The 23,455-nt window shown below is 65.5% G+C and carries 18 protein-coding genes; 8 read left to right on the top strand and 10 right to left on the bottom strand.

Annotated features, from left to right (window positions below):
* Window positions 1-57: 57 nt before the first annotated feature.
* Window positions 58-801 carry a hypothetical protein gene (locus tag J1M81_RS12835; protein ID WP_032399981.1) on the bottom strand — a complete coding sequence of 248 codons (744 nt, stop codon included), beginning with the start codon at window positions 799-801 and terminating at the stop codon, window positions 58-60.
* Window positions 798-1,760, bottom strand: a complete 963-nt coding sequence (locus J1M81_RS12830; protein ID WP_230593425.1) for a hypothetical protein — start codon at window positions 1,758-1,760, stop codon at window positions 798-800. The genes J1M81_RS12835 and J1M81_RS12830 overlap by 4 nt, the downstream gene beginning before the upstream one ends.
* Before the next feature lie 74 nt (window positions 1,761-1,834).
* Here J1M81_RS12830 and lspA point away from each other — a divergent pair, with 74 nt between their 5' ends.
* The 4 genes from lspA to dnaE all read left to right on the top strand — a co-directional run bounded on the left by lspA (window position 1,835) and on the right by dnaE (window position 7,749).
* Window positions 1,835-2,485 carry a signal peptidase II gene (gene lspA, locus J1M81_RS12825; RefSeq protein WP_080736440.1) on the top strand — a complete coding sequence of 217 codons (651 nt, stop codon included), beginning with the start codon at window positions 1,835-1,837 and terminating at the stop codon, window positions 2,483-2,485.
* Window positions 2,482-3,408 (top strand): RluA family pseudouridine synthase, encoded by a 927-nt coding sequence (locus J1M81_RS12820; protein WP_027497328.1) that lies wholly within the window; start codon window positions 2,482-2,484, stop codon window positions 3,406-3,408. The genes lspA and J1M81_RS12820 overlap by 4 nt, the downstream gene beginning before the upstream one ends.
* On the top strand, window positions 3,408-4,067 hold the full coding sequence (locus J1M81_RS12815; RefSeq protein ID WP_032399983.1) for a hypothetical protein: 660 nt from the start codon (window positions 3,408-3,410) through the stop codon (window positions 4,065-4,067). The genes J1M81_RS12820 and J1M81_RS12815 overlap by 1 nt, the downstream gene beginning before the upstream one ends.
* Before the next feature lie 145 nt (window positions 4,068-4,212).
* Window positions 4,213-7,749: a DNA polymerase III subunit alpha gene (dnaE, locus tag J1M81_RS12810; RefSeq protein ID WP_027497326.1), complete on the top strand. Its 3,537-nt coding sequence runs from the start codon at window positions 4,213-4,215 to the stop codon at window positions 7,747-7,749.
* Here the strand turns inward: dnaE and J1M81_RS12805 are convergent.
* The gene (locus J1M81_RS12805; protein ID WP_052061425.1) at window positions 7,720-7,989 is read right to left on the bottom strand and encodes a hypothetical protein; all 270 of its coding nucleotides are present in this window, start codon (window positions 7,987-7,989) and stop codon (window positions 7,720-7,722) included. The genes dnaE and J1M81_RS12805 overlap by 30 nt on opposite strands.
* A gap of 164 nt (window positions 7,990-8,153) precedes the next feature.
* Between J1M81_RS12805 and J1M81_RS12800 the strand changes: the two genes are divergently transcribed.
* A complete protein-coding gene (locus J1M81_RS12800) occupies window positions 8,154-8,588 on the top strand; it encodes a nitroreductase family deazaflavin-dependent oxidoreductase (RefSeq protein ID WP_027497325.1) in 435 nt (144 codons plus the stop codon).
* Window positions 8,589-8,657: 69 nt separating this feature from the next.
* Window positions 8,658-10,013, top strand: a complete 1,356-nt coding sequence (gene ilvA / locus J1M81_RS12795) for a threonine ammonia-lyase IlvA (RefSeq protein ID WP_206498150.1) — start codon at window positions 8,658-8,660, stop codon at window positions 10,011-10,013.
* 1 nt (window position 10,014) lies between these two features.
* Here the strand turns inward: ilvA and J1M81_RS12790 are convergent, their stop codons facing one another.
* On the bottom strand, window positions 10,015-10,539 hold the full coding sequence (locus tag J1M81_RS12790; RefSeq protein ID WP_032374344.1) for a TetR/AcrR family transcriptional regulator: 525 nt from the start codon (window positions 10,537-10,539) through the stop codon (window positions 10,015-10,017).
* Between the two features lie 111 nt (window positions 10,540-10,650).
* On the opposite strand from J1M81_RS12790, the gene J1M81_RS12785 reads away from it, so the two are divergent.
* Entirely contained in the window at window positions 10,651-12,210 is a 1,560-nt protein-coding gene (locus J1M81_RS12785; protein WP_206498149.1) for an MFS transporter, read from the top strand.
* On the opposite strand, the gene treZ is transcribed toward J1M81_RS12785, so the two are convergent.
* From treZ to J1M81_RS12755, 6 genes are all read right to left on the bottom strand, one after another.
* Window positions 12,183-13,958, bottom strand: a complete 1,776-nt coding sequence (gene treZ / locus J1M81_RS12780) for a malto-oligosyltrehalose trehalohydrolase (protein WP_196250992.1) — start codon at window positions 13,956-13,958, stop codon at window positions 12,183-12,185. The two genes, J1M81_RS12785 and treZ, sit on opposite strands and share 28 nt — an antisense overlap.
* Window positions 13,955-16,330, bottom strand: coding sequence for a malto-oligosyltrehalose synthase (gene treY, locus J1M81_RS12775; RefSeq protein ID WP_206498148.1), 2,376 nt, complete (start codon window positions 16,328-16,330; stop codon window positions 13,955-13,957). The genes treZ and treY overlap by 4 nt, the downstream gene beginning before the upstream one ends.
* A 3-nt stretch (window positions 16,331-16,333) precedes the next feature.
* Entirely contained in the window at window positions 16,334-18,625 is a 2,292-nt protein-coding gene (gene glgX / locus J1M81_RS12770) for a glycogen debranching protein GlgX (protein WP_032374340.1), read from the bottom strand.
* Window positions 18,626-18,681: 56 nt separating this feature from the next.
* Window positions 18,682-20,808, bottom strand: coding sequence for an acyltransferase family protein (locus J1M81_RS12765; protein ID WP_032399986.1), 2,127 nt, complete (start codon window positions 20,806-20,808; stop codon window positions 18,682-18,684).
* A gap of 237 nt (window positions 20,809-21,045) precedes the next feature.
* Window positions 21,046-21,645 (bottom strand): hypothetical protein, encoded by a 600-nt coding sequence (locus J1M81_RS12760; protein WP_052061427.1) that lies wholly within the window; start codon window positions 21,643-21,645, stop codon window positions 21,046-21,048.
* Window positions 21,642-22,442, bottom strand: coding sequence for a MerR family transcriptional regulator (locus J1M81_RS12755; RefSeq protein WP_206498147.1), 801 nt, complete (start codon window positions 22,440-22,442; stop codon window positions 21,642-21,644). Before J1M81_RS12755 ends, J1M81_RS12760 begins: the two co-directional genes overlap by 4 nt.
* Window positions 22,443-22,543: 101 nt before the next feature.
* On the opposite strand from J1M81_RS12755, the gene J1M81_RS12750 reads away from it, so the two are divergent.
* Window positions 22,544-23,452 carry a GGDEF domain-containing protein gene (locus tag J1M81_RS12750; RefSeq protein ID WP_032399988.1) on the top strand — a complete coding sequence of 303 codons (909 nt, stop codon included), beginning with the start codon at window positions 22,544-22,546 and terminating at the stop codon, window positions 23,450-23,452.
* The last annotated feature ends 3 nt before the right edge of the window (window positions 23,453-23,455 follow it).

The raw sequence follows: 23,455 nt of genomic DNA, 5'->3' as shown, positions 1-23,455 counted from the left end.
GTGACGCCTTCTTTCGAGTGGGCGTCACCGGCAGTTTGTTTTGCGTAGGGACGGCGGTCAGGCGCTGGGCACGGCCGATCGAATGCGATCCGCTGCCGACCCCGCGACGGCGGTGACGGTCTCCGGTTCGAGTCCGCTCTGGTCGGAGACGACGATCTGCACCACGGTCGAGTCGACCACCGCCACCACGACGTCGGAGACCAGCGTGAAGCCCTCGCTCGTGGTGGTCAGTCGAATCGATGCGGACGCGTCGCCGACGGTCGCTTGGTCACGCCCCGCCACCGAGTAGTCGACGCCGATACCGTCCGCGTCGGTTCCGGTGAACGTCGAGCACGCGGCCCACGCTCGCTGAATGTTCGCGAAAGCCTCGGCGGCTCCCGGCACGGGATAGCTCGCCGCGTCCTCGTCGATCGACGAGAAATTCGGACCGGAGAAGCGGACCACCGCGCTCGACGCGGCTCCGGCCTGCTGTTGCGATACCGGCGCGAGGACGGCGGCGCACTCGGCCGGGTCGGTGCTCGAGCGATCAGGCGAGTCGTACTCCGGCGCCGGATCCAATCCCAGATCTCGAACCGGATCGGGAATCGAGGAGAAGCCGTCCGGCAGGTCTGCGAGCCCCAGCATCGCGGCAGTCAGCGCCGCCGGGTCGGTGATGGGCGGACTGCGCAGCGGGTCGGGAGCCGCGACGGTGGTGACGGCAGGCGCGGCCGTTTCGGCAGGCTCGTCCGTGCTGCATCCGGCGGCAGCAGCGATCCCGAGAATCGACAACGTCGCCAGTACCCGGGTGGCAGCGCGCGTCATCGGGCGGTCCAGGTGATCGAATCGCCGACGGTTTGCCGGAGCACCGTGGTGCTGTCGGGGTCGGTGTACATCTGCTCGCCGCCTGCGGTGATCGAACCTCCGACCGGAAGTGGTCGGGAGAGATCGACATCGAGTGTTCCCGCGCCCGTGAAGGTGTAGGACGCGATGTTGAGCGTGCCCGCATTGTCGGGCAGATTCCACACCGACGATTCGGGCGTCTGGGTGATGGCCACGTCGAGGGTCGCGCGGTCGCCGTCGAGTGCACGCAAGGTGACCGTGGTGCGCTGGTTCAGTGTGATGCCGCTGAGCACTTGCTGATCGACGGTCCAGACCGCGCCGACCCCCACTTCCTCGTCGGGAAAGTCGATGGATCGGTACACCGCCGCGTTCAAGGAGCGTTCGATCGCGGCGCGGGCGGTATCGAGGGCATCGTCGGCCGGCGTGATGTGTAGGGCGGTGATCGCTCCGGAATCGGTCCTGGCCAATCGCGCAGTCGATCCCTCGGATGCGGAGAGTGCGTCGGTCAGTCCCGCGTCCGGTGACGTCGCGGCTCCGATGGTCAGCTCGACGGAGGTGGTGGCCCCGCTCGACGCGTCCTCGTCCGGGACGGTGTCGGACGCCGAGGCAGTCAGTGGCACGGTCAGTTCCGGACTGGAGAAGTCTTGCGGCGCAGCAGCATTGATCTGTTGTTGCACGGTCGAGGTGGTGGTGAGGTCGACGCTCTGGTTCTGCGCGTCCGTGTCGGAGCTGTCGAAGGTGAGCGCGCGCCGTGGCTCGCTACCGGGATCGACGACGGTGGTGGTTGTGGGCGTCACCGCGATCGTGACCTCGTTCGAAGACGGGGTCTGTTCGGGTGCGGGATCCGAATCACCGCTCGAGCATCCGGCCAGTAGAGCCACTGCGCAGGAGGCGGCCACGAAGCCGGAGCGGACGGTGCGGGTGCGATCGGTCGACTTCACGGGCACCAGGCTACTGATGACACCGGGTGCGCAGACCGCTACCACGCGGCTCGGATGCGGACCGACGGTTGTCGATGCGCCATGATGGACGGGTGAGTGACGACCGACCCGACGATCCGACCACCGAGACCAGTGCAACCCCCGACCTCCACGAGGCTGCAGACGAGCAGGTGTCCGGTGCCGACAGTGCTGCGGTTCGGCCCGCCGCACCTCTGCGTACCCGACTCCTGGTGGCGATCGCGGCAGTGATTCTGCTGTTCGACCTGATCACGAAGATCGTGGTGGTGCACTACGTGAAGCCTGGAAACCCGATCGAGATCATCGGCGACGTCGTGACACTGCGGCTGGTGCGCAATCCCGGAGCGGCGTTCTCCATGGCCACCGGAATGACGTGGTTGTTGACGCTGGTCGCCGTGGCCGTGGTGATCGGGGTCGTGAAGATCGGTCGAACGCTGCGTTCGCCGTGGTGGGCGCTGGGTCTGGGGCTGGTTCTCGGCGGCGCTCTGGGGAACCTGATCGACCGGTTCTTCCGCGCACCGGGCCCGTTCCAGGGTCACGTGGTCGATTTCGTATCGGTGGGATGGTGGCCGGTGTTCAATGTCGCCGATTCGTCCATCGTGTGCGGGGCCATCCTGCTCGTCGCGCTCAGCCTGTTCGGTTTCGAGCCCAACGGCGAACGGGTGACGAAGTCCACGTCCGATGCCCCGCAGAAGGCCGACTCGTGAGGGAATCGCGTTCCATGCCGGTGCCCGACGGTTTGGACGGCATGCGCGTCGACGCCGGCCTGGCGCGACTTCTCGGGCTCTCGCGCACGGTCGCCGCAGCCTTGGCCGAAGAGGGCTCGGTGCTGGTCGATCACAGTGCCGTCGGGAAGTCCGATCGCCTCTCGGGTGGGTCGTGGCTCGAAGTGACTCTGCCCGAACCTGCACGTGAGCTGACGATCGAGGCCGAGCCGGTGGAAGGGATGGAGATTCTCTACGCCGACGACGACGTCGTGGCCGTGGACAAGCCCGTGGGCGTCGCCGCGCACGCCAGTGTGGGCTGGACCGGGCCGACCGTCATCGGCGGCCTCGCGGCCGCCGGTTTCCGAATCTCCACGTCCGGCGCGCACGAGCGTCAGGGCATCGTGCACCGACTCGATGTGGGAACGTCCGGGGTGATGGTGGTCGCGACGTCCGAACGGGCATACACCGTGCTCAAGCGGGCGTTCAAGGCTCGTACGATCGACAAGCGTTATCACGCCCTGGTGCAGGGACATCCGGATCCGAGCAGTGGAACCATCGATGCTCCGATCGGACGGCACGGCAGCAACGACTGGAAGTTCGCCGTCCGCGCGGACGGCAAGCCCAGCGTCACCCACTACGACACGGTCGAGGCCTTTCAGGCCGCGAGCCTGCTGGACGTCCACCTGGAAACCGGTCGCACGCACCAGATCCGCGTGCACTTCTCGGCGCTGCGGCACCCGTGTTGCGGCGACCTGACCTACGGGGCCGACCCGCGGTTGGCCGAACGGTTGGGCCTGGAACGTCAGTGGCTGCACGCGCGTTCGCTCGGCTTCGCGCACCCGTCCGACGGCCGCTGGGTCGAGATCGAGAGCAAGTACCCGGCAGACCTCGAACACGCTCTCGAGGTGCTCCGGAAGGCGTGATGCGCGGAGTCTCGGGTGTGGTCGGTGTCGTCGTCACGATCGCTCTGGTGGTCGGTGGCCTGGCCGTCGTCGGCCATCTGAACCCGCAACGGCAGCTGCGCGTGGGCACCGACCGGCTCGGCCCGGAGAGCGGCGAGCAGGTGACCGACTACCTGGCTCGCGCCGAGGCGAGTCTGCTCGGCAACGATGCCGAACCTCGCTGGGGATCGGTGTCGTTCGATCGCGAACTCACCGCCGAACAGGCCTACGCCGCCGCGAACGGCGTGCGCATCTCGATGGTGCTCTTTCGAGTACCGCTCGATCGCGTGCAAACTCCGATCCTCACGGTCGGTGTTCCCGGCAGTGAACGGTCGATACTGAATGCGACCGCGCGCGCTGCCGGCCAGATCCAGGAATCGTTCGGCGTGGAGGACCGGCAGGCTCAGATAGACGCTGTGTCGCAGCGCCGGTTGCTGAGCGGATGCGCATGCGTGGTGACGGTGGTCGTGCGGGGCACCGCGGCCGAGTTGAGCGAGGTGGCAGGCCGCGACGGGGTGCGGGCGGTGGAGGCACTTCCGCCCGACGCGGTGTCCGGGAAGTTCGCCGTCGAGCCGTTGCTTCCGGAGCACATCGACGTCGTCGGGCCGCTGCCGGACGACGGGCCGGTTCCCGCCGAATGAGGCAACTTCAGTCTCGTTCGTCACACCCGTCACGTCCTCCCAGGACACACCGTCGGCCTGAAAAATCTGTCGGTTCCACCGCCTAGAGTGGGTGCATTCGCGGCTCGTATTTTCGAAAACGCACGACCTTCAGGAGAGAACCTTCGTGGCCGATTCGTTCGTTCATCTGCACAACCACACCGAATATTCGATGCTCGACGGTGCCGCCAAGATCGGGGCCATGTTCGCCGAGGCGGCGCGGTTGGAGATGACGGCGGTCGGCATGACCGACCACGGCAACATGTACGGAGCCAGCGAGTTCTACAACGAGGCCAAGAAGGCCGGCATCAAGCCGATCATCGGCATCGAGGCCTACATCGCTCCCGAATCCCGGTTCAACAAGAAGCGCGTGCTGTGGGGCGACCGAAGCCAGAAGTCCGACGACGTCTCCGGTAGCGGTGCGTACACGCACATGACGATGGTGGCGGAGAACGCGACCGGCGTGCGCAATCTGTTCAAGCTGTCTTCGCTGGCGTCCATCGAGGGTCAGCTCGGCAAGTGGGCCCGCATGGACGAGGAGATCATCGCTCAGCACGCCGAGGGCATCATCGCCACCACCGGATGCCCGTCCGGTGAGGTTCAGACGCGCCTCCGTCTGGGCCAGGACCGCGAAGCACTCGAGGCCGCGGCCAAGTGGCAGGAGATCTGGGGACCGGACAACTTCTTCCTCGAGTTGATGGACCACGGTCTGTCCATCGAGCGACGAGTCCGCGAAGGCCTGCTCGACATCGGCAAGAAGCTGTCCATTCCGCCGTTGGCCACCAACGACTGCCATTACGTCACGAAGGACGCCGCCGAGAACCACGAGGCTCTGCTGTGCATCCAGACCGGTAAGACGCTCAGCGATCCCACGCGCTTCAAGTTCGACGGCGACGGCTACTACCTCAAGTCCGCTGCCGAGATGCGTGCCCTCTGGGACGACGAGGTACCCGGTGCCTGCGACAGCACGCTCCTCATCGCCGAGCGAGTCCAGCCCTACGACGAGGTGTGGGCGCACCGCGACCGGATGCCGATCTTCCCGGTTCCCGAGGGATACACGCAGGGAACGTGGCTGCGGCACGAGGTCATGACCGGACTCGAACGTCGGTTCCCCGACGGTCCGGCCGAGGATTACCTCGCGCGAGCGGAGTACGAGATCAAGGTGATCCTGGAGATGGGCTTCCCGGCCTACTTCCTCGTGGTCGGCGACCTCATCAACCACGCGAAAGCGGTCGGCATCCGCGTCGGACCGGGCCGTGGTTCCGCCGCCGGATCCCTGGTTGCCTACGCCATGGGCATCACCAATATCGATCCGCTCCCGCACGGATTGCTCTTCGAGCGATTCCTCAACCCCGAGCGCGTCTCGATGCCCGATATCGATATCGACTTCGACGATCGTCGTCGCGGTGAGATGGTGCGCTACGCCACGGAGAAGTGGGGTAGCGACCGGGTTGCGCAGGTCATCACCTTCGGCACCATCAAGACCAAGGCTGCCATCAAGGACTCCGCACGTGTGCAGTTCGGCCAGCCCGGTTTCGGCATCGCCGATCAGATCACCAAGGCTCTGCCGCCGCCCATCATGGCCAAGGACATCTCGGTGGCCGGCATCACCGATCCGTCGCACGAGCGCTACAAGGAGGCCGTCGAGGTCCGAGCGCTCATCGACTCCAACCCCGACGTGGCCACGATCTACAAGACGGCCAAGGGCCTCGAAGGCCTGATCCGCAACGCGGGCGTGCACGCCTGCGCGGTCATCATGTCCTCGGAGCCGCTCACCGACGCCATCCCGGTGTGGAAGCGGGCCCAGGACGGCGCGATCATCACCGGCTGGGACTACCCGTCGTGCGAGGCCATCGGCCTGCTGAAGATGGACTTCCTCGGTCTGCGAAACCTCACGGTCATCGGCGACGCGATCGACAACATCAAGGCCAACCGCGGCATCGACATCGATCTCGACGCGTTGCCGCTCGACGATCCGGCGACCTTCGAATTGCTTTCTCGCGGAGACACTCTCGGTGTTTTCCAGCTCGACGGCAGCGCGATGCGAGACCTGCTGCGCCGCATGCAGCCCACCGGTTTCGAGGACATCGTCGCCGTGCTCGCGCTGTACCGCCCGGGTCCGATGGGCATGAACTCGCACAACGACTACGCCGACCGCAAGAACGGGCGGCAGGAGGTCAAGCCGATTCACCCCGAGCTCGAAGAGCCGCTCAAGGTGATTCTCGGCGAGACGTACGGCCTGGTGGTCTACCAGGAGCAGATCATGCAGCTCGCGCAGAAGGTCGCCGGGTACACCCTGGGCCAAGCCGACCTGCTGCGTCGTGCCATGGGAAAGAAGAAGCTCTCCGAGCTCGAGAAGGCCTACGCCGGATTCCGGCAGGGCATGTTGGACAACGGCTTCTCCGAGGCCGCGATCAAGGCGCTGTGGGACACCGTGCTGCCGTTCGCCGGCTACGCGTTCAACAAATCGCACTCGGCCGGCTACGGCCTGGTCTCGTACTGGACTGCGTACCTCAAGGCCAACTACCCGGCCGAGTACATGGCCGGCCTGCTCACCAGTGTCGGTGACGACAAGGACAAGGCCGCGATCTACCTGGCCGACTGCCGCAAGCTCGGCATCACGGTGCTGCCACCGGACGTCAACGAATCCGAGCTCAACTTCGCATCGGTGGGCAAGGACATCCGATTCGGTCTCGGCGCGGTGCGCAACGTCGGCACGAACGTGGTCGCATCGATCATCAGAGCGCGGTCGGAGAAGTCCAAATACACGGATTTCTCGGACTACCTGGGCAAGATCGACGCGATCGCGTGCAGTAAGAAGGTCACCGAATCTCTGATCAAGGCAGGCGCTTTCGACTCTCTCGATCATCCGCGCAAGGGTCTGATGTTGATCCATGCCGACGCGATCGATGCGGTGATGGGCACCAAGAAGGCCGAGGCGATCGGACAGTTCGATCTGTTCGGCGGTGAGGACGCCGACGAGTCCATTTCCTCGGTGTTCAACGTCCGCGTGCCGGACGAGGAGTGGGAGTCCAAGCACCGTCTGGCCCTCGAACGCGAGATGCTCGGTCTCTACGTGTCGGGTCACCCGCTGCTCGGTGTCGAGCACATGTTGGCCGCGAAGTCCGACTGCAACATCCCGACCATTCTCGAAGGGGACATCAAGGACGGCACCCAGGTCACCGTCGGCGGAATTCTGGCCTCGGTGAACCGGCGGATCAACAAGAACGGTCTGACGTGGGCGTCGGCTCAGCTCGAGGACCTTGCCGGCGGCATCGAGGTGCTGTTCTTCCCGCAGGCCTACTCGGTGTTCGGTGCCGACGTCACCGAGGACTCGGTGGTGCTCGTCAAGGGTCGCGTGTCGGTGCGTGACGACCGGGTGTCGTTGATTGCGAACGATCTTGCGGTGCCGGATCTTTCGGCGATCGGTATCGACAAGCCGCTCGCGGTGAGTTTGCCGACGAGACTGTGCACGGCCGACAAGGTCGGCGCGCTCAAGCGGGTGTTGATCAGCCACCCTGGGACCTCGGACGTGCATCTACGTCTGGTCAGTGGCGACAAGATCACCACGATGAAGCTCGACGACAGTCTGCGGGTGACGCCGACGTCGGCGTTGATGGGAGACCTGAAGGCGCTACTGGGGCCCGGCTGCCTGACGGGGTGAGCCGGTCCGGGCGGGGTGGACCTCGGTCAATCGGAGAGTCCACCACGCGGCGGTTGCGACTGCTGCGCCGCCGAGGACGGCTGCCTGCAGTGATCCGACCAGCGCGAGGGTGGCGACGAACACGACGAGCCCGATCGCCGATGACTCGAGCTTGTACAGAGGCCATTCGACTCCGGCGACATCGACCGTGCGCAGAACGGGGACAGTTCGACGGCTCACCTGGTTGCTCGTGTAGGTCATCGCGTCCTCCTCGGGTACGCCCGTCCGGTTCGATGATTCGGGTGTCCGGCGGGTGAAGTTCAGACTATACCCACGCAAAGATTCGGTCCACCGAACTCGCGGTTCCGACCTGCGACGATCGAGATTCGGTGGCGTCTCGGCGGTCGTGGGTGTTGACTGAAACCATGCCATTGACAGGAGAATACGAACCGAGTTCATCCGACTGGGCCCGAAAGCAGGCCGAGCTGTACGAGAACTCGGGCGGAACCGAAGGCACGACGATGAACGGGATGCCGGTCGTGCTGCTGACCACCAAGGGAAACAAGAGCGGAAAGCTGCGCAAGTCGCCGTTGATGCGGGTGGAACACGATGGGGAGTACGCCATCGTGGCCTCCCTCGGCGGTGCGCCGAAGCATCCCGTCTGGTACTTCAACGTCAAAGCCGAGCCGCTGGTGGAGCTGCAGGACGGACCCGAAAAGCATGATTACGTCGCTCGGGAGGTAACCGGCGACGAGAAAGCCGTGTGGTGGGAGCGCTCGGTCGCGGTCTACCCCGATTACGCGGATTACCAGAAGAAGACCGACCGGGAGATCCCGGTGTTCGTCCTCGCGCGCGCCTGAGCACGATCGGCCTGCCCGTGGAACGGTCCCGAGTGGGTGACCGTTCCACGCTGGTGGCAGCATGTGCTGGTGTCTTCATCACCTGAGCTCGCCTCCCAGCACCCTTCGTCGGTAGCCGTCACCGCGGCCGACATCGATGCAGCTGCGATGCGAATTTCCTCGGTGGTCGCCGCGACACCCCTGCAGTTGTGCGAGCGCCTGTCGGCAGAGACCGGAGCGACGGTCTACCTCAAACGCGAAGACCTGCAGATCGTCCGCTCGTACAAGATCCGCGGTGCCTACAACCTGATGGATCAGCTGACCGATGCCGAGCGCAGCGTCGGCGTGGTCACGGCGAGTGCCGGTAACCACGCGCAGGGTGTGGCATTCGCCTGTCGGTCCATGCAGGTGCGAGGTCGGATCTACGTGCCGGCCAACACCCCCAAGCAGAAGCGTGACCGGATCAGGGTCCACGGAGGCGATTTCGTGGAGCTCATCGTCATCGGCGACACGTTCGACGCCGCAGCTGCGGCGGCCGCCGCGGACGTGGCCCGCACCGGGGCCACCATGGTCCCGCCGTTCGACGATCCACGAACGGTGGCGGGCCAAGGGACGATCGCCAAGGAAATCGTCGATCAGCTCGGCGGCGCACCCGATGTGGTGGTGATGCCCGTCGGCGGGGGCGGCTGCATCGCGGGTATCTCGAGCTACCTGCGTGAGCGCGCTCCGCAGACATCGTTGGTCGGCGTCGAACCATCCGGTGCTGCGTCGATGACCGCTGCGTTGATTGCTGGTGGGCCGGTGACGCTGTCGGATATCGATCCGTTCGTCGACGGGGCTGCGGTCCGGCGCATCGGCGATGTTCCGTACTCGGCGCTGCGGTCGTTGGGCGCGACGGTGGTGTCCCATGCATCGTTGCCCCTGATCACCGCGCCGGTGTTCGAAAGTTCCGGCCCCGGTGCGTTCCTGATCACCCAGATCGACGAGGGCGCGGTCTGTACCGCAATGCTCGAGCTGTACCAGAACGAAGGGGTCATCGCCGAGCCCGCAGGCGCGTTGGCGGTCGCCGCGCTCGAGCACCTCGACATCGCACCGGGAAGTACCGTCGTGTGCCTGGTGTCCGGGGGAAACAACGACGTCTCACGGTACGGCGAGATTCTCGAACGATCGCTCGTCCACCTCGGCCTCAAGCACTACTTCCTCGTGGACTTTCCGCAGGAGCCCGGCGCACTGCGTCGCTTTCTCGACGAGGTACTCGGGCCCGAGGACGACATCACCTTGTTCGAGTACGTCAAGCGAAACAACCGGGAGACCGGTGCCGCGCTCGTCGGCATCCAACTCGGTGCGGCGCACGGCCTTTCGGCCCTCCTCGAACGTATGCGGTCCTCGCACCTTCAGGTGGAGCAGCTGGAGCCGGGTTCGCCCGTCTACCGCTACTTGACCTGAGTCACCGACCCAGCAGGCGGTCGACCACCTGCTTGTGCAGTTCGGGGTCGACGGCGGGCAGGTCGAGGACGGCTCCGAGGTATATCCCGTCGCCGACGAGTCGGATGATCTCGGCCTGCACCGGATCGTCGATCTCGGTCCGTAAGCCCTCGTCCCACTGCTGCATCATGTCCGTGACGGCGTCTTGCACCTCACCGGAGTTTCCGTCGACGCTGCGCAGTGCCGCCAGCGTGGAGCGGTAGAGCGCGATTTCCTTCTCCGAAATGCAATCGGGTGGTTGCAGATACCACTCCGCCACGGAGGTGCCACCTGCGCCGGCGTCGGCTCGCTGCTGATCGGCCTGAACGGCGAGCCGCCGGACCATGGCAGCGACCAGAGCGTCCTTGGTCTTGAAGTGGTACAGCAAGCCGCCCTTCGATACCCCGGCGGCGGCGGCGACGCTGTCCAGGGTCACTTTGGTCATGCCGTGTTCGAGAAGCAATGTCTCGAGCGAATCCAGAATTCGGTCGCGTGTGTCAGATGACATGAAACTCACTTTACCGGCTGGACGGTTCGAGGTAGTCTTCGGAGCTGTACCGGCTGGACGGTTGGTATCGAGAATGTGCCCGGTCGCGGACCGGGCGGGCGAAATGGAGTCATGGTGAGCGACGTGCGGACCGGTGCGGTGCACGAGATCGACGGCGGATCGGCCTCCAGGGCCACCGCGCGTGACTGGCTCGGTTTGGTGGTGCTCGCGTTTGCCGTCCTTCTCATCGCGGTCGATGGAACCGTGCTCGATCTCGCCCTGCCGTTCATCAGCGCCGATCTGGCACCGTCGAGCAATCAGCTGCTGTGGATCATCGACGTGTACTCGTTCGTACTGGCCGGCTTGCTCATCACGATGGGCACGCTCGGTGACCGGATCGGTCGGCGTCGCCTACTGCTGATCGGAGCAGCGGGCTTCGGAATCGCCTCTCTCGTTGCGGCTGTCTCGACCAGCCCGGAGATGCTCATCGCGGCGCGAGTTCTGCAGGGTATCTCCGGCGCGACCTTGATGCCCGCCACTCTCGGCTTGATTCGCACGATCTTCCTCGATCCGCGCCAACGGGTGACCGCTATCGGCGTCTGGGGCGCAATGGCTGGCGGCGGCGCGGCCGCCGGTCCGCTCGTGGGCGGGTGGTTGCTCGAGCACTTCTGGTGGGGCTCGGTGTTTCTCATCAACATTCCCGTCATGATTGCGCTGATCGCGCTGGGGCCGTTGGTCATTCCCGAGTCCAAGGATCCGAACCCGGGCCGTTTCGACCTCCCCAGCTCGGCGTTGTCGATGCTCGCTATCGTTCCGATCGTGTTCGCGGTCAAGGAGATCGCAGCGCACGGCCTTCACCCGGCCTACGTGGTCTCCGCCGTCGTCGGCATGATCGCCGGTGTGGTGTTCGTGCGGCGGCAGCGAATTCTGGACGCCCCGATGATCGACATCCGGCTGTTCGCCAACCGTGCCTTCTCGACGGGTGTGGCGACGAACTTCCTGTCCGTGTTCGCACTCGCCGGCGTGCTGTTCTTCGGTTCGCAGTACCTGCAGCTCGTCCTGGGCAACAGCCCGCTCGAAGCCGGACTGCTGTTGCTGCCGGGCACGGCCGCCAGCATCGTGACCTCATTGCTCGCGGCGGTTCTGGTTCGGTACTTCACCGCAGGCACGGTCCTCGGCGCAGGCATGATCGCTGCCGCTGCGGGCGCGGGCATCCTGGTCGGTCTCGGCACGGACACCAGCCCGGCGTTGTTCATCGCCGGATTCGTCCTGGTGGGTGCCGGCGTCGGCTTCGCGCTCACTCTGACGTCCGACCTCGTGGTCAGCGCCGTCGAACCCGAACGAGCTGGGGCTGCGTCCGCGGTCTCGGAAACCGCGTACGAGCTGGGCATCGCGCTGGGAGTGGCGATCCTCGGCACGGTCGTCATGGCCATCTTCCGACGCGGGATCGACACCTCGCAGCTCACACCCGAGCTCGGTGCCAGAGCAGCCGAAACGCTCGGCGGCGCAGACGCGGTGGCCCGTGAGCTACCGGACTCGGTGGCGACGGTCCTCCTGGACTCCGCGCATGCCGCGTTCGTCTCGGGCATGCACGTTGCGGCCGTCGCCACCGCGGTGGTCCTTGCGGTCACCGCCGTGTTCGTGCTGGTGAACCTACGGGTTCATCAGGATTCGAGCACCGCGAAGGAGTGACCGGGAACCGTGGTGGCAGACCCGGTGTCGTTCGAGGTCGTCGGCTCCCACTCGAGCAGTGTGGAGCCGCCGACCGGCACCGTCACCGCGGACTCGGACAGATTGCACACCACGCTGACGCGGCCGCGGCGAATCGCGATCCACTGGGCGTCCTCGTCGTACTCGACCTTCACGTGATCGAGCCACGGGTCGGTCAGTTCGGTCCGCTCGCGGCGCAGGGCCAGTAGGTCTCGATAGACGGCCAACAGTCGGGCATGGTCGCCGTCGCCCAGTTCCGACCAATTCAATTTCGATCGTGTGAACGTCTCGGGATCCTGTGGGTCGGGGATGTCGCTCTTGTCCCACCCGTGTGCGGCGAACTCGGCTTTGCGTCCTTCCGCCGTGGCCTTGCCGAGCTCGGGTTCGGGGTGCGAGGTGAAGAACTGGAACGGAGTCGACGCTCCCCATTCCTCGCCCATGAACAGCATCGGAGTGTAGGGCGAGGTGAGTACCAGAGCTGCCTTGATCGCGAGCTGTCCGGGGGAGAGGTAGAAGCCGGGGCGATCTCCGATCGCACGGTTACCGACCTGATCATGGGTGGTCGTGTAGGCCACCAGAGAGCTGGCGGGAATGCGGCGGGTGTCCAATGGTCGCCCGTGGATTCGGCCGCGGAAGCTGGAGTACGTTCCGGCATGAAAGAAGCCTTGCCGCACCGTGTTCGCCAGGCCCTGCAAGGACCCGAAGTCGCCGTAGTAGCCCTGCCGTTCGCCGGAGACCGCAGCATGGATCGCGTGGTGAATGTCGTCGTCCCACTGTGCGTCGAGTCCGTAGCCGCCACCCGACCGCGCCGTGATCAGCGACGGATCGTTCAGGTCGCTCTCGGCGATCAGGGTCAGAGGACGGCCGAGATGCGCTGACAGGGTGCGCGTTTCGATCGAGAGCTGCTCGAGGAGATGCACCGCCGTGTGGTCGACGATGGCGTGCACCGCGTCGAGACGCAACGCGTCGATGTGGAACTCGGAGAACCAGCGCAACGCGTTGTCCAGGGCGTAGCGCCGCACCTCGCCCGAGTCTGCATCGGCATAGTTGATCGCCTGGCCCCAGCTGTTGGCCCCTTCGGTCATGTAGGGACCGAAGCGTTCCAGGTAGTTGCCGGACGGGCCGAGATGGTTGTAGACGACGTCGAGAACCACACCGATCCCGCGGCCGTGGCATGCATCGACCAAGCGCTGCAACCCTTCCGGGCCACCGTAGGCCTCGTGCACGGTGTACCAGAGGACGCCGTCGTAGCCCCAGTTGTGCACGCCGTTGAATCCGTTGACCGGCATGATCTCGACGAAGGACACGCCGAGGTCGACGAGGTGATCGAGCTTGTCGATCGCCGCGTCGAACGTTCCCTCGCGAGTGAAGGTGCCGATGTGGAGTTCGTAGATCGACGATCCGGGGAGTTGACGACCGGTCCATGCGGAATCGGTCCACAACGACGGATCGACCTCGAACACCTGGGACAATTCGTGCACACCATCGGGTTGCCGAGGCGAGCGTGGATCCGGCAGCGCCTTCTCGGCGTCGTCGAGGAGAAATCCGTAGCGGCTGTCCGCGGCGGCAGCCACCTCCACTCGCCACCAGCCGTCGGAGGATCGCGTCATGTCGTGGACGGAGTCGTCCAGTTGCAGCCGCACCTTCTCGGGGGACGGTGCCCACACGGAAAATTCGCGTGACGGCGCGGGAGATGTCGTGCTCGAGGATGTAGTGGTCGAGGATGTCATCGTGCTGACTCTCCTTCGTTGTCGCGCACCAGAAGTGCAACCGGCAGTGAGGCGAACAGCTCGGCGACCGCAACGGTCCCGCTGTGTTCGGCGTCGGTAATGGGATCGCGCCAACGACCGTCGGGCAGCGTCACGCTCGTCTCGCCCCACCCTGTCTCGGCCACGCCGAGGGACAGCCTCGTGGCCAGTGCAACCACATCGGAGTTGCCGGGCAACGGACCTCGGGCAAATCCGACGACATGCTCGGCCGCGGCCCCGTCCGCGACGATCGGCGTGTAACTACCGCCGACGAAGCTCTCAGGCCGTTCGCGTCGTACCGTCAGCGCGGAACGAACCACGGCCAATTTCGCAGCACCGGTGTCGACCGACGGCACTGATCCGTTCAGTCCGGCCAGAACGGACCGGCGTACCGAGTAGTCGACGGGCCTGCGGTTGTCGGGGTCGACGAGCGAGTCCTCCCACAACTCGGTGCCCTGATACACATCCGGGATTCCGGGGCCGACGAGGGTGAGCAACTTCTGCCCGAGTGCGTCGGAACGTCCATGCGGCGAGAGCTTTTCGACGAGCATCGTCATCGAACGCGCCACCGGGCCGTCCATGATCGCGTCGAGCCACGTGTGTACGGCAGTCTCGAACTCTTCGTCCGGATCGGTCCACGTGGTGCGGAGAGAGGCCTCGCGGATGGCTTTCTCGGCGTAGGCGTGTACCCGTTCGCGCAGAGTCGAGGTGACCACCCCGTCGACCGGCCAAACGCCGAACACGTTCTGCCACAGGAACATTCCCGTGGTGCCGTCGGGGCTCGGGGTCAGCTCCTCCCAATCGGCGATCGACCGGGCCCACAACTCCGGCGTCTGCGAGAGCACGCCGATACGCGCCCGGACGTCCTCACCGCGTTTGGTGTCGTGCGTGGACAGTGTCGTCATCGCGGCGGGCCAGCGCTTCGCGCGGTCGGCGTTCTTCAGATGGAAGTACGCTGGGCTGCAACCGAACCGAGCGGGATCGCCGCCGACTTCCTGCAGCGAGATCAACCGGTTGGCGCGGTAGAACAGGCAGTCCTCGACGCCCTTGGCCGTGACGGCACCGCACACCTGATCGAAACGCACGGGGGATTCGGTACCGGCGATCAAGGCGGTTGTCAGAGCGTCGAGACCGCCGGCCAATTCCGGCTGCTCTTCACCGATGGCGGCGACGACACCCGGAAGCACACCGGCCAGCGGCGCGTAGTCGGTGCGGTACACCGGAACTGCGGCAACAACGGCGACGATGGCGTCGATCACCGATTCGAGCTCGATGGAGGTACCCGATTCACGAACCACGGCGCGGGCGAGGCGTCGCACCTCGGGGGACAGGTCGCCGCGCGCGACAGCGGTCTTGAGATCGAGTTCTGTCTCGTGCAACGTCTCGTCGTCGTAGGCGATGCCGGAGCGCACCTGAGACAGTGCGGTCAGTGCCGGCGCCCCTTCCGGGTCGACGAATATCCCGCCCACGGCCGCCAACGCGTCGTACCCTGTCGTGCCGTCGACGGGCAGCGACTCGTCCAACGGTTCGCCGTCGGCCAAGATCTTCTCGATCACCAGCCAGCGGTCGGGACCGAGCAGCCCGCGTAGCTCGGTCAGATAACCGGCAGGATCGGCCAAGCCGTCGGGGTGATCGACGCGCAAACCGTCGATCAGCCCGTCCTCGATCCAGCTCGCCACCTGGCGATGCGAGTCGGTGAAGACGTCGAGGTCTTCCTGCCGGACACCGGCCAGGCCGTTCACCGAGAAGAAGCGCCGGTAGCCGATCAGCCCGGCGGACCAACTGACGAGGCGGTAGGCCTGACGGTCGTGCACGGCCTGGGCGTCGTCGCCGTCGGTACCGTCGGCGATGGGGAAGCGGTGCTCGTAGAACGCCAGCAGAGGCTCGTCCTCGGAGCGGTCGACGGTGACCTCGGCGACATCGCTCGCGCTGCCGAGCACGGGGATCGCGATCTTGCCGTCCACTCCGTTGTCCGCTGCGAAGTCGATGTCGAAGTAGGTGGCGAACTCCGAGTCACGACCGCGCCGCAGAACGTCCCACCACCACGCGTTCTGTCGTGGATCCTCCACCCCGACGTGGTTGGGAACGATGTCGACGATGATCCCCATGCCCACCTCGGCAGCCCGAGTGTGCAAGCGAGTCAATGCATCTCGCCCGCCGAGGGCGGCGGAGACGCTCGAGGTGTCGGTGACGTCGTACCCGTGCGTCGAACCGTCGGTCGCGGTCAGTATCGGCGAGAGATAGAGATGGCTCACTCCGAGGTCGTGCAGGTAGTCGACCACGTCCGAGGCGTCGGCCAGGGTGAAGGCATCGCCCCGCAGTTGTAACCGGTATGTGCTGGTGGGCAGCGGCATGAGTCAGGCAGTCTTTCGTAGAACGAGTAGGGATCGAGCGGTGACCTCCACCGGTGTACCCGCTTCGATCGATTTCTCACCCGCTCCCGTGCGCGCTGCCGTATCGAGGGCGACCGTCCATTCCTTGGCGTAGTTTCCGTCCGGGGTGACGAATTCGATCGTCTCGTGATGTGCGTTGAAGCACAACAGGAACGAGTCGTCGACCACCCGCTCCCCGCGCTGATTCGGCTCGGGAATGCCCTCACCGTTGAGGAACACGGTAAGCGATTTGCCGAAACCGCTGTCCCAGTCCTCGGGAGTCATCTCCTCGCCTGCGGGGGTGAGCCAGGCGATGTCACGTGCCTGTTCGCCCGATCGGATGGGCCTGCCCTCGAAGAATCGGCGACGGCGAAACACCGGGTGCTCGTTGCGCAGCGCAATTGCGTTGCGGGTGAACTCGATCAGGTCGGCGTTGGTCTCGGCCAGGGACCAATCCATCCACGCCAGTTCCGAATCCTGGCAGTAGACGTTGTTGTTGCCCTGCTGAGTTCGGCCGAGTTCGTCGCCGTGCGCGATCATCGGCGTGCCTTGGCTGAGCAGCAGCGTGGCCATGATGTTTCGAATTTGGCGGGCACGCAGATCGAGGATCTCGGGATCGTCGGTCGGACCCTCGACGCCGCAGTTCCACGACCGGTTGTGGCTCTCGCCGTCGTTGTTGTCCTCGCCGTTGGCCTCGTTGTGCTTGTCGTTGTACGAGACCAGGTCGTTGAGGGTGAAGCCGTCGTGCGCGATGACGAAGTTGATGCTGGCACCGGGGCGACGGCCCGTCGCCTCGTAGAGATCCGACGATCCGGTCAGGCGGGACGCGAACTCGCCCAGCGTCGCGGGCTCACCGCGCCAGTAGTCGCGAACGGTGTCGCGGTACTTGCCGTTCCACTCGGTCCACAGACCGGGGAAATTACCCACCTGGTATCCGCCCTCGCCGACATCCCACGGCTCGGCGATCAGCTTCACCTGGCTGACGACCGGGTCCTGTTGCACCAGATCGAAGAACGCGCTCAGTCGATCCACGTCGTGCAGTTCACGGGCAAGGGTGGATGCGAGGTCGAACCTGAATCCGTCGACGTGCATCTCGGTGACCCAGTAGCGCAGCGAGTCCATGATGAGCTGCAGCGTGTGTGGGTGTCGAGCATTGAGACTGTTGCCCGTCCCGGTGTAGTCCATGTAGTGCTCGAGATCGCCGTCGACCAGTCGGTAGTAGGCCGCGTTGTCGATGCCGCGGAAGCTGATGGTGGGGCCCATGTGGTTTCCCTCGGCGGTGTGGTTGTAGACCACGTCGAGGATCACCTCGATGCCGGCGGCGTGGAAAGAACGGACCATCGCCTTGAATTCGGTCACCGCGGCACCGGGCGACTGATGCGAGGAATACTCCGCATGAGGCGCGAGGAATCCGAAGGTGTTGTAGCCCCAGTAGTTTCGCAGTCCCTTGTCCAGAAGTACCTGGTCCTGCATGAACTGGTGCACCGGCATCAGCTCGATCGCGGTGACGCCCAGGTGCTGCAGATGCTCGATGATCACCGGATGTGCCAGACCGGCATAGGTGCCGCGCTCGGCCTCGGGGATGTCCGGATGGGTGATCGTCATGCCCTTGACGTGGGCCTCGTAGATCACCGTCTCGTGATACGGCCTCTTCGGTGCGCGGTCGGCCTGCCAGTCGAAGAAGGGGTTGATCACCACAGTGGTCATCGTGTGCCCCAGCGAATCGTGCTGAGGGAAATCGTTGTTCGGCTCGTCGTCGTGGGCGATCGGTGCCTCGTCGACGATTTCGCCGTCCGGATCGGCAAGATCCGCCGCGTCCTCGAACCCGCCGTCGGCGTCGAGTGGATCCGCGGCTGCGGAGTCCGTGGACTCCACGGGCTCGGGTTCGGCGGCCGGGATGTCGATGTTGTAAGAGAAGAGCGATCGGTCTCCGTCGAACGACCCCTCGAATGCTTTTCCGTAAGGATCGACCAGCAACTTGCTGGGATCACAACGATGTCCGGCAGCCGGATCCCACGGCCCGTGGACGCGGTAGCCGTAGCGTTGTCCCGGCACCACCGTGGGCAGGTACGCGTGCCACACATAGCCGTCGGACTCCTCGAAACGAATACGAGTTTCGGTACCGTCCTCGGCGATCAGGCACAGGTCCACGGCCTCGGCGACCTCGGAGAACAAGGCGAAGTTGGTTCCTGCTCCGTCGTAGGTCGCTCCCAGTGGATAAGGGGATCCCGGCCATACGGCGATGGCGGGCGTGTCGTCGGAGGCGTCGTGCAGCATGGATCAACCCTACTGTGACCGGTGGGACCAGGCTTACCGAGCGCGAGCCGTTCCGCTCACGGTCCGGCCCACCAGCCGGTCGCAGATCCGAGCTGCCGGCCGAGCTCGGTGGTCAGGGTTCGCACGTAGGTGGCGGTCAGATGATGCTCGTCGCGATAGATCAGTACGTTCCCCTGCTCGACGCGACAGACGGCGTCGTCGCACACCGCGTCCGAGAGGTCGAGGGCGGAGAATCCGCTCAGCTGGAACGAGGACGCCAGAGCGGGGTTGACCGAGTCGAGCGCCTCGTCTCGCGGGATGCCGCACGAGGTGGCGGAGCCGCCGTCGGCCAGGCAGTCGATGGCGCGATACGCGAGCCACGGGGTGTCCCTGATACCGAGGACGCCGACACCGTCGGCGATCAACTGCTGCCAGACCGAGACGTACCAGGGCGGGGTGAAGTCGCCGGGGAAGTCGTCGCGGGGCCGGGTGGCCGTGGTGAACACGTATTCCGGTTGCATCGATGCGACGTCGTCGAGCACGGTCCGGGTCCAGTCCAGACAATCCGGGTACTCGTTCTGCCCGAGCATCGGCATCGTGTCCAGGCTGAGCGGGCACCCCATCTTCACGAACGTGACCACCTTGAAGCCGTGCCGCCGCCCCAGAGTGTCGAGAGCCGTCACCCAGTGCTCGGCGTGTGAGCTCCCCGCCAGCACGATCGTTCGGGCCGCATCGACGTCGCCGTAGGTACAGGACAGAGCGTCGCGAGTCTCGAAATCCGCGATGCAGCCCTCGAGGGTGGTGACGGGAAGATCCTCGGGAGCGGAGTACAGGGGAGGCGTCATCTCGGCCGGTTCGACGCGAATGCCGTCGGTCAATTCCAGCGCCCCCGGGTGCGTGGCTTCGTCGACCGATTCGTCGGCCTGCACGGCCGAGATCGATCGTTCGATGTAGGCGTTCCAGCCGACCGAACCGGCTGTCACCGCCACGGCAGCAACGAGGGCGACGGCCGTGACCGCAATGCGGCCGGGAGTGAATGTGGTGGCCTGCGTAGGACGCTCCACGAAGCGGACGGTGAGCCACGCGAGTGCGACCGATGCACCGACGATGCCGAGTCCGCCGGGTATGTCCGCGTGGGACCTGCCGGTGGCCGACAGGTAGAAGATCAACAGCGGCCAGTGCCACAGGTACAACGGAAACGCGATCGAGCCGACCCAGGCGAAGAACCGGTTGGACAACGTCGCGGCGACCACGGTGTTGGAGCCTGCGACGATCAGCGCCACAGTGGCCAGTACCGGAATCAGCGCCAAGGGACCGGGGAACGCGGTCACGCCGTCCACCACGAATCCACAGACGACGATGACGAACATCGCACCGGCGGCGAGCGCGCCCCGGGCGGTCGATCCCACCCGACTCACGCGGGCATCGGCCCCGGTGTTTCTGCCGGCAAATGCCGCGAACGTGGCCGCGACCGCCGCACCGAGCATGATCTCCCAGAGTCGCGCGCCCGTGTCGTAGTAGTTCCACGCTTGATGGCGTCGAGCACCGTCCGCTGCATACACGAACGACAACACCGCGATGACGGCGAAGATCACGGCGAAGGTCTGTGGTCGCAGACTTCGCGGTCCTTCCGGTCGCATCGTCCGCAGAATCCACGCCAGACCGAACACGACGGCAATCGCGAGCAGATAGAACTGGAATTGCACCGCGACGGACCACAGGTGCTGGACCGGGCTCACCGAAGGGTCGGCCGCCAGGTAGTCGTTGGCTGTCGTCGCCAACTGCCAGTTCACGAAGAAGAAGACGCCGGAGACGAGTTGGTCGCCCACGTCGGCCCAGCGGGTCCTCGGTAGCAGGAACACCGACGCGGCCGCTACCGCCAACAGGGTGAGCGCCAGAGGCGGTCCGAGTCTGCGGAGCACGCGAACGATGCGGGTGATCGGGTTCAGGCTCGCACCGGCCTCGGCCGATCGAAGCAACGACGCAGTGAAGAAGAAGCCGGACAGCGTGAGGAAGACATCCACTCCGCCCGACACCCGGCCCATCCAGATGTGGAACACGACCACCAGAGCGATGGCGACACCACGCAGGCCGTTCAGATCCTGGCGCTGTGGTGGTCGCGGCACGACGGGAGCCGACACCGAACTCGGGGCCGCGGAATCGGTTGCCGATTCGTGATCGGTGCCGCTCGGGTGTACCTGCATGAAAGGGGAATGGCTCCGGCTGTCGATCGACCACTGGTCGGGCGGTCACGGTCGGTGGTGTTCGTCTCGGAAGCTGCTCGGCAGACTACGAGGTTCGTCGCAAACAAGAAGACGTTCTGAGCAAACAATACGTGTACGCGCGGTGACGCACTCCTCGGAGTCCGTACTGCGGTGCCGGTCCCAGCTCGTCGCCGGTTTCTCACAGCGTGGTCTCACCGGTCCCGCAGCAGTTCGGGTTCACATGCCACCGTCGGCCGGAACCGAGGACAACGCGGCGACCAGGGCCACGGGATCGTCCACGTACAGGCCGATGGACGTCGCGGTGCCCTCGACCCGCCACCGACGTAGGGGTGCGGGTACGACGACTGTGGTGCGGGTCGACAACGTGATGTCGACGTTCGTGCCGTCCTGGTTCGGTAACACGGCTCGGTCGTCGCGGACAGTGGGAGCCACCACGCCGAACCGGCGATGGAGTCGGGCCGAGACGATCGTCGATCTCTCCACCGTGGTGACGACCTCGCCGGAGGTGCGCAGGACGAGTGCTTCGGGCGTGAGGACATGGGGGTGCACCCGGCCGACGGCTAAAGCCGACACCAGCAGAACGATCGATACGACCGAGAGCGCACCGAGCACGATATCGAGCCACAACCACGGAACCAGGAGATGCACGACGACGATCTCGACGACCGAGGCCACACCGAACATCAACGGCATCGAACCCGTTCCGCGCACCGCGGTGAACTCGGCAGAGTCGGCCCCGATCGGAGCGTGGCGGCCGCGTGCCCACAACAGCAGTGCGTGCCATCTGCCGACCTGGGCACCCCGATCCGGGGTCACTGTGAGGTTCCTGCCGGATGCGCACCGTCGAGCAGACGAGTTGTGGTGCGGAGGACGACGGCGCGTTGGGCCGCGTCGGGAACGATGTCCTCGATGTCGAGCAGCGCGGTCGAGTCGCTACCGAGCGCAGCGGACTCGGGCGCCTGAGCGAAGGACTCGACATCGAGTACGGACACCAACTCGTCGGCCAACGCGTCGATGTCGTGCTCGGATTCGGCGACGCTTCGGCCCTCGAGGGCACCGAAGCGTCGTAGCAACACCAGGTATTTCCGACGTAGGTCGTGATCGTCGAGCGCGGCGGACATCGTCTCGAAGAATGCCGCCGGGACGCGGCCCGAAATTGCCATCACTTCGAGTAGATCGCGTTCGCGGATCAGCGCGGGCCGGTCCCGTTCGTCCGCTGCATCGAGCAAGGACCCGAACGTCGCGGCAACATCTCGTGGGAGCGCGGTCAGAGGACGCCGTGCGACAGCGTCGTCGAGCAACGCCGACAAGCGACTGTGCTTGTGTGCCAATGCCGTCTGCTCGGTCTCGATGCCGGCCAGCAGGGCTCGCAGGTCCCCGACCACGTCGGGCTCGTCCGTCGCTTTTCCGTCGAGCACTGCCGCTATCGCGCCCAGCGGCATTCCGCACTCGGCCAACCATCGGATTCGCATCAGCCGAACGACGTCGTCGATCGTGTACTCGCGGTAGCCGTTGGACAGCCGCCGAGGCTCGGAGAGCAAGCCGAGTCGGTGGTAGTGGCGCACCGTCCGCGGGGTCGTTCCGGCGGCATCGGCGAGGGATCCGATTCTCATGCGTCCAGTGTGAACGTTGACGTAGCGTCAAGGTCAAGACCGATCGCCGGATACTGTTCGGGTCCCCACGACGGCGTATCGTCGGTGTGTCGTGTGAATCGATGTGGCTCGCACCGTTCGAGGAAGTGAACCGGACAATCATGGTCGACGCCGATCGCTGGTATCGGGAGATGTTCGAGGCCAGCACGGTCGGAATGGCACTCGCCGACGAACACGGGCTGCTGTTACTCGCGAACGAGGCGTATGCGGCAATCGTGGGGTGCCCCAGGGATCTACTGTGGGGCCGATCCTCCCGTGAATTCACCCACCCCGACGACCTGGACCAACACGCGGCGATGGAACAGATGATGGACGACGCCGAGGCCCGTGGTGAATCCGTACACGTCGAGAAGCGATACCTGCATCCCGACGGCACAGTGCGGTGGGGTTGGGTGTCGGCCAGCGAGGTCCCCGGCCCGGACGGCCGACGATGGACCATGGCGGTGGTCCACGACGTCACCGACCGGCGGCGGTTGGAGGACGACCTACGGGAGGCTGCGCTGACCGATCCCTTGACCGGGCTGCTCAATCGGCGCGGTTGGCGAGATCGGTTGTCTCAGTTGACGACTCCGCGCGGATTCGACGTGTCGCTGGCCATGGCGATGATCGATTTCGATCGCTTCAAGTCGTTCAACGACAAATACGGACACGGCCGCGGCGATCGCCTGTTGGTCCAGTTCTCCACTGCTGCAATGCAGTTGCTTGCAGGGCGAGCGTATGTCGCCAGATGGGGCGGGGAGGAATTCGCCATCGCGATGCCCGATACCGGGTCGACGACGATGGCAACCGTGCTGACCGAACTCGCAGCCGTCGTCCCGGACGAGCAGACATTTTCCGCCGGTTACACGACATTGCGTCCGGGGGAATCGCTCTACGACTGTTTCGACCGAGCAGACCTGTTGCTGTACAGAGCGAAGAGAGACGGAGGGGCGCGATCACTCGGCGACCGTTCCAGCACCCCGTCGCAATGACGG

Source organism: Rhodococcus sp. KRD175 (genome assembly GCF_017168275.1).
In the GTDB taxonomy this organism is placed as follows: Bacteria; Actinomycetota; Actinomycetes; order Mycobacteriales; family Mycobacteriaceae; genus Rhodococcoides; species Rhodococcoides fascians.
Note: the sequence above shows the minus strand (reverse complement) of the source record. Positions and strands in the feature narration are given on the sequence as shown.